Genomic DNA, 6,637 nt, shown 5'->3' with positions numbered 1-6,637 from the left:
ATGAGGATATTTTCAATCTTAACGAGCATCATCGCTGGCATAGTGTCTTCCACGAGTATTTTTCCTCCCCTCAGGTTGAGCTCATCTAAAACGCCTTTTAAAATGAGGTAGGGATTTTCATCATCACACCAAAAAATAGCCCTTCCCTCCCAGTTCTCTTTTACTTCATTTTCATAAAGCTTGGGGGCTATGATAACGCTTTCTCCCTCCCTGTTTAGAGCTAATAAAAATAGCCTTTCACCTGTGGCAGAGGGATTTAAGCCCGTCAAATAATAAAAGTTTGTGCCCGGCGTTATCAGTGCTCCCATATAATCGTCCATAAGCCCAACGAGCTTATCAAGCCTGTTCATTTTGACCACCTAAATACCTCATCTCTTGGATGTATTAACTCTTCCGCAACCTTTAAAAACCGGAACCCCAAACTCACCACGACTGGGCGGGAGAACCCGCGGGATGTTCCGCTAGGCGGAGAACCACAAACAGCAAAAACGAGGTGGGAAAGATGGGAATGTACAAATACATAAGGGAAGCTTGGAAAGCTCCAAAGAAGAGCTACGTGGGTAGACTCAACAAGATTAGGATGATAAAGTGGAGAAGGGAACCAGGGGTTATTAGGATTGAGAGGCCAACCCGCTTGGATAGAGCCAGAAACCTTGGCTATCAGGCTAAGCAGGGCTATGTCATTGTGAGAGTTAAGGTCAGGCGCGGTGGAAGGAAGAGACCAAGGTGGAAGGGTGGAAGGAAGCCCTCAAAGATGGGTATGGTTAGATATTCACCAAAGAAGAGCCTTCAGTGGATTGCGGAGGAAAAGGCTGCGAGAAAGTTCCCCAACCTTGAGGTTCTCAACTCCTACTGGGTTGGCGAGGATGGAATGTACAAGTGGTTTGAGGTTATAATGGTCGACCCGCACCATCCGGTCATAAAGAGCGATCCAAAGATAGCCTGGATAGCAGGCAAGGCTCACAAGGGTAGAGTCTTTAGAGGTCTTACCTCAGCCGGCAAGAAGAGCAGAGGTCTGAGGAACAAGGGTAAAGGTGCTGAAAAGATTAGGCCAAGCATTAGGGCTAACAAGGGAAGGGGTAAGTGATCCCTTACTCTTTTTATCGTCTTTCAGGGCAATAGCTTTTAAAGTTCTTTTTCTAATTCTCCTCTGGTGATAGCATGCAGGCACATCACGTTAGGATAAGCACGTTTATTCATGGAACGGAGAATGAGGATAAAGTTCTGGAAGCTCTAGGTACATTCATCCCTGAAGAGATTCCAGACGATGACGTGGATTTTGAAATACTTGAGACAGAGGGATATTTTGGAAATCCAATTAAAGTTATCAATCTTGAGATCAAGAAGGCTAGACATGTGAGGGCTTTTTTAAGGCACTTCAAAATGTTGCTGGGTGAGGAAAATAAAAAATATCTTCTGGAGCATTTGAATGAGAAGATTGACGAAGAGGGAGTCTTTTATGTCCGTTTCAACAAACAGAAGGCTTATCTAGGAGAGGCACATGTTGATGAGGGAGAGGATGTTATTCAGATCAGAATAAAGGTAAAAGCCTTCCCGATGAAAAAGGAGAGCGTGGTTAAAGCTGTTGAGGAGTGGTTGAAGGAATGATTGAGCTGGATGTGAGAAATGATGAAGCATATGCGCTTGCTGAGCAGTGGTATGATGAGGTTGTTTTTACAAAGGTGGTCTCTCTTGAGAAAAGCCCCGATTATGCTGCTCTGAATGAAGAACTCAGCGAGCTGAGAGCAAAATATAAACATGTCGCACTCCTCTTAATAACAAAGAAACCCTCTCTGATTCGGGAGTTAAAAAATAGAAAGCTTAGGGCACTCCTTTATGTTCAGGGAGGGAACTTAAAAATCAACAGGGCTGCTCTTGAGGCTAAGGTTGACGCGTTGATATCGCCCGAGCTTGGAAGGAGGGACAGTGGGATGGATCATATCTTGGCCAGAATGGCTGCAAGGAATGATGTTGCAATAGGATTCTCATTCTCTCCTCTCCTGAGGGCAAATCCCTATGAGAGGGCTAACATGCTGAGGCTCATGATGAGGAACTGGCGTTTGATTGAGAAGTACAGAGCACCGCGTTTTCTCACCTCCTCAGCGGAAAGTATATGGGAAGTTCGTGCTCCCAGGGACTTGATGAGCTTTGGTATTGCTCTGGGAATGGAACTCCCTCAGGCTAAAGCTTCCCTAACTTTCTTCCCTCAAAAAATTTTGAAAAAAATAAAGAATTAATCATCTAAAATTGGAAGTTTTTTGGGCCCATAATCTACGAGCCTGCCCTCCAGATAGTCCTCATAACCTCTGAGATCCAGCAAACCGTGTCCGCTCAGATTGAAGAGTATTACACTTTTGAAAGCCTCGCCCTTTAGGGCGGGGATGCAAGAATTCTAAAATTGGCATTAGAGTAGAAACCCTTTTAAACTCTTGCAACGTAATAGGGCCTCGGAGAGGCCACCGTCAGATACCCTCCAGCATTGGAGGGTTAACGCCGTAAGGCGTCCACATTCCACGCCAGTCGGCGTGGCCGTAAAAACTCTAAATGGTGGACGTTGAGCGATAACCCCAAACCGCTCTGCGGTAGGGGTAACGGGCCCAAGACCGGGCCCGTGGGTTTAACCGAAACTGGCAACGGGAGTAGGTGATGGGCCCGCAAACCTCCCCACTCTCGTTGGAACCCTCGCAAAGGGGAGGAGGTCAGCTTTTCTTCTCCCTTTTTCTTTGCTTCAAGTGCAAGGTCTATGACCGCTTTTATGGCATGGGCGCTTTCAGGAGCCGGTACTATCCCCTCCCCCTTGTTTCTTAAAAGCAAATCCCGAAAGCGAGAGAAGAATGAGCTAGAACTGTCTACCATGATATGGAGGTTGCCAAAAGCAATGCCTCCTTAGATTAAAAACTCCACCCGCCTTTTTATATTTACAAAAATAAGGACAAGGGGAGGGGCATTAGCATGATGTCCAAAAACACTCACTCCTGATTATCACGAGACATCAAGGCATTTAGATGCTCTCCGGGATAAAAATTTTTTGCATAATCTGTTGTCAAAAGTTTAGTATATGGAATAAAAATTGGATTTATGACAAAAATGTTTCCCATATAAAGCGGTTCATTGTCATGCCGGGGAGATAATTTAATAAAGCACCCATTCAATTTTCGTTCATGAGCGCGAGACCAAAGACCCTTCCACCCACTTTAAGGGATAAACGGAGGTACATAGCCTTTCAGGTTGTAGGTGAACGGAAATTTACATCTAGAGAAATTAAAAATGCCCTCTGGGAGACATCCCTTAGAGTTCTTGGAGAGCTTGGAACTGCGGAGGCTAAACCCTGGTTTATAAAATTCGATGAGAAAAGTCAGACCGGGATCCTCAGATGTGATAGGAGATATGTTGAGAGGGTGCGCTTCGCTCTAGCCTTGATAAGCAGGATAAATGATTCACATGCAGTGGTTAAAACTCTCGGTGTTTCAGGTACGATTAAAAGGCTCAAGATGAAATTTCTGAAAGAGTTTGGGTGGAAGTAATAGGGAAAAGCTTAATTATAAATCCCGTAAATTTTGATATCGGAGGGTATATAAAGCAAGGGTGCAAAGTTTGCTTAATGAATTATGATAACTTATGAGGTGATGTAAAATGGCGTTTGTACCACCGCAGGCTGGATATGATAGGGCAATAACGGTTTTCAGCCCTGATGGAAGGCTTTTCCAAGTACAATATGCAAGGGAGGCTGTAAAAAGGGGAGCAACGGCCGTTGGTATTAAGTGTAAAGATGGAGTTGTTCTGGCAGTGGAAAAGAGGATTACAAGCCGTTTAATAGAACCGGGGAGCTATGAGAAAATCTTCCAGATTGATGAACACATAGCAGCCGCTTCAAGTGGTATACTGGCGGATGCAAGAATTCTTGTGGATAGGGCTCGTTTGGAGTCTCAAAGTTATCGCCTAACCTATGGAGAGCCAGTTCCTCTTACGGTTCTCGTTAAAAAGATTTGTGATCTCAAGCAAATGCACACCCAGTATGGAGGAGTTAGACCTTTTGGTGTCGCTCTCCTGATGGCAGGTGTTAATGACAAACCCCAGCTATTTGAAACCGATCCAAGTGGAGCTTACTTCGAGTGGAAAGCCGTCGCCATCGGTAGTGGAAGGAATACAGCGATGGCAATTTTTGAGGATAAATATAAGGATGACATGGACTTAGACGACGCCATAAAGCTGGCAGTATTTGCCCTTGCGAAAACCATGGAGAACCCGGTTCCGGAAGGAATAGAAGTTGCAATAATCACAATGGAGAGCAAGAGGTTTGAGAAGGTCAGCCCAGAGAAGGTTGCAAAATGCTTGGAAGAAGCCCTCAAAGAGGCTGAAGAAGAGGAAGTTCAAGAGGAAGAAGAAGTAGACTATTCCGACCTGGACAACAATTACTGAGGTGGCATTTATGCCAGTAAGCTTGGATAATGCAGTGATTGCTAGATTAAAAACACATGGAGAGACCTTTGAAATACTTGTGGATCCTTACTTGGCAAGGGACTTTAAGGAGGGCAGAGAAGTCAACGTTGAGGATATTCTCGCTACCCCTTACGTTTTTAAGGATGCCCATAAAGGGGATAAGGCAAGCGAGCATGAAATGGAGAAAATATTCGGGACCAGCGACCCGTATGAGGTTGCTAAAATAATCCTTAGGAGGGGAGAGGTGCATTTAACCCAGCAGCAGAGGAAAGAGATGCTGGAAGAGAAGAAGAAGCAGGTGGCAATGATAATCCATAGGAACGGTGTGGATCCAAGAACAGGATATCCCCATCCCCCTGAACGGATATTGAAAGCCATGGAAGAGGTGGGAGTTCACGTTGATTTATTCAAGGATGCAGAAGCCCAGGTTCCCCAGATTTTAAAAGCGATACGCAGGGTGCTCCCCATAAGGATTGAAACCAAAGTGATTGCGGTCAAGATACCCTCGGAATATGCGGGGAGAGCCTTTGGGGAAGTGAGGCATTTTGGGACAATCAAGAGGGAAGAATGGGCAAGTGATGGCTCATGGATGTTTTTAATCGAAATCCCGGGTGGAATTGAAGAAGAATTTTATGAAAAGCTTAATGCCCTGACAAAGGGGCATGCTATAACCAAACTTGTAGAGAGGAAGGGCTTATGAAGAAGGTTTTTGTAAATAGTAAGGAATTGGTGGTTCCAGGGACTCTTATAGCTCAGGGGCCATATAGAGCAGGAAAAGGAACGTTTAGAGAAGGCAACAGGATCTACTCAACAGTAATAGGACTTGTGGAGATTAGAGGAGATATGATTAGGGTTATACCCTTAGAGGGACCCTACATTCCGGAAGTTGGGGATAATGTGATAGGGAAAATAGTTGATGTACGGTTCTCAAACTGGGCTGTTGATATAGGAGCGCCCTATCAAGCGGGTCTGAGGATACAGGACGTCACGGATGAGCGCATTGACCTTGCAAAGACTGATTTGAGAAAAATGTTTGATATAGGAGACATAATCTATGCCAAGGTCAAGGCATTTAACGAGGTAAACCAGATTGACCTGATAACAAAGGGAATGCCCTTTAATGGCGGTCCTCTAAGGGGAGGACAGATAGTCAAAATAACCCCTTCAAAAGTTCCCAGATTGATAGGAAAAGGCGGTTCAATGATAAACATGATTAAAAAACTCACCCAGACGCGCATAATCGTAGGACAGAACGGATGGGTATGGGTGAGCGGAAGGAAGAAGGAGCTTGAAAAGCTCGCCATAGAAGCAATTCTCAAGGTGAACAGGGAGAGCCATACACATGGATTAACGGACAGGGTTAAAGAATACCTAATCAAGAGGCTTGGGACTTTGAAAGAGCAGGGAGTAATTGAGAACATACCCAAATTTGAATCAAAGGGAGGAGAGAGTAATGATGGAAAAGCCTGAGGAATTGAAATTGCTGGACGAAAAGGGTTATAGGATTGACGGTAGGAAAAAGTACGAACTCAGGAAAATTGATATGAAGATTGGGGTTTTGAAGAATGCGAATGGTTCGGCTTATGTGGAATGGGGAAAGAACAAGATTCTGGCAGCCGTTTACGGCCCAAGGGAGATTCACCCAAAGCATCTGCAGAGATCGGATAGAGCTATTTTGAGGGTAAGATATAACATGGCTCCCTTTAGTGTGGAGGAGAGAAAGAAACCCGGACCCGATAGGAGGAGTGTTGAGATAAGCAAGGTCATCAGGGGAGCTCTGGAGCCTGCATTAATTTTGGAGCTCTTTCCAAGGACATCCATAGACGTGTTTATAGAGGTTCTTCAAGCCGATGCCGGGACAAGAGTGGCGGGAATTGTTGCGGCTTCACTTGCACTGGCTGATGCGGGAATACCCATGAAGGACTTGGTTTCGGCATGTGCAGCGGGAAAAATAGAGGATGAACTCGTTCTGGACTTGAATAAGGAGGAGGACAACTATGGAAGCGCCGATGTCCCTGTGGCAATAATGCCCATCAAGAACGACATAACATTGCTTCAGATGGATGGCTACTTGACAAAAGAGGAATTTTTGGAAGCAGTCAAACTGGCTATAAAAGGTGCAAAGGCTGTTTACCAGAAGCAGAGAGAGGCATTAAAAGAGAAATACCTCAACATCATTTCAGAGGAGGAATGAAAG

Annotated in this window: 9 protein-coding genes; 8 read left to right on the top strand and 1 reads right to left on the bottom strand. The window is 45.0% G+C overall.

Going from position 1 to position 6,637, the window contains the following annotated elements; genetic code table 11:
• The coding region (locus tag ACXJGZ_RS05195) for an aminopeptidase P family N-terminal domain-containing protein (protein WP_456398425.1) at positions 1-350 on the bottom strand (350 nt) is incomplete at its 3' end.
• A 152-nt stretch (positions 351-502) separates the two neighbouring features.
• Between ACXJGZ_RS05195 and ACXJGZ_RS05190 the strand changes: the two genes are divergently transcribed.
• The 8 genes from ACXJGZ_RS05190 (at position 503) to rrp41 (ending at position 6,634) form a co-directional block, all read left to right on the top strand.
• Complete coding sequence (locus tag ACXJGZ_RS05190) at positions 503-1,087, top strand: 50S ribosomal protein L15e (RefSeq protein ID WP_456326839.1); 585 nt, start codon at positions 503-505, stop codon at positions 1,085-1,087.
• Positions 1,088-1,161: 74 nt separating this feature from the next.
• Positions 1,162-1,608: an RNA-binding protein gene (locus ACXJGZ_RS05185; RefSeq protein ID WP_456398423.1), complete on the top strand. Its 447-nt coding sequence runs from the start codon at positions 1,162-1,164 to the stop codon at positions 1,606-1,608.
• Positions 1,605-2,237 (top strand): Ribonuclease P protein component 3, encoded by a 633-nt coding sequence (locus tag ACXJGZ_RS05180; RefSeq protein WP_456398421.1) that lies wholly within the window; start codon positions 1,605-1,607, stop codon positions 2,235-2,237. The genes ACXJGZ_RS05185 and ACXJGZ_RS05180 overlap by 4 nt, the downstream gene beginning before the upstream one ends.
• A gap of 924 nt (positions 2,238-3,161) precedes the next feature.
• Entirely contained in the window at positions 3,162-3,524 is a 363-nt protein-coding gene (locus ACXJGZ_RS05175) for a ribonuclease P protein component 2 (protein ID WP_293255631.1), read from the top strand.
• Positions 3,525-3,633: 109 nt separating this feature from the next.
• Entirely contained in the window at positions 3,634-4,419 is a 786-nt protein-coding gene (gene psmA / locus ACXJGZ_RS05170) for an archaeal proteasome endopeptidase complex subunit alpha (RefSeq protein WP_293255628.1), read from the top strand.
• Between the two features lie 10 nt (positions 4,420-4,429).
• On the top strand, positions 4,430-5,140 hold the full coding sequence (locus ACXJGZ_RS05165) for a ribosome assembly factor SBDS (protein WP_456321208.1): 711 nt from the start codon (positions 4,430-4,432) through the stop codon (positions 5,138-5,140).
• Positions 5,137-5,910 (top strand): exosome complex RNA-binding protein Rrp4, encoded by a 774-nt coding sequence (rrp4, locus tag ACXJGZ_RS05160; RefSeq protein ID WP_293255622.1) that lies wholly within the window; start codon positions 5,137-5,139, stop codon positions 5,908-5,910. The genes ACXJGZ_RS05165 and rrp4 overlap by 4 nt, the downstream gene beginning before the upstream one ends.
• Positions 5,894-6,634, top strand: a complete 741-nt coding sequence (gene rrp41 / locus ACXJGZ_RS05155; RefSeq protein ID WP_456321207.1) for an exosome complex exonuclease Rrp41 — start codon at positions 5,894-5,896, stop codon at positions 6,632-6,634. Before rrp4 ends, rrp41 begins: the two co-directional genes overlap by 17 nt.
• Positions 6,635-6,637: the final 3 nt, after the last annotated feature.

This window comes from Palaeococcus sp. (in: euryarchaeotes) (assembly GCF_053987695.1).
The sequence above is the reverse complement of the archived record's forward strand: the minus strand, read 5'-3'. Positions and strand labels throughout refer to the sequence as shown.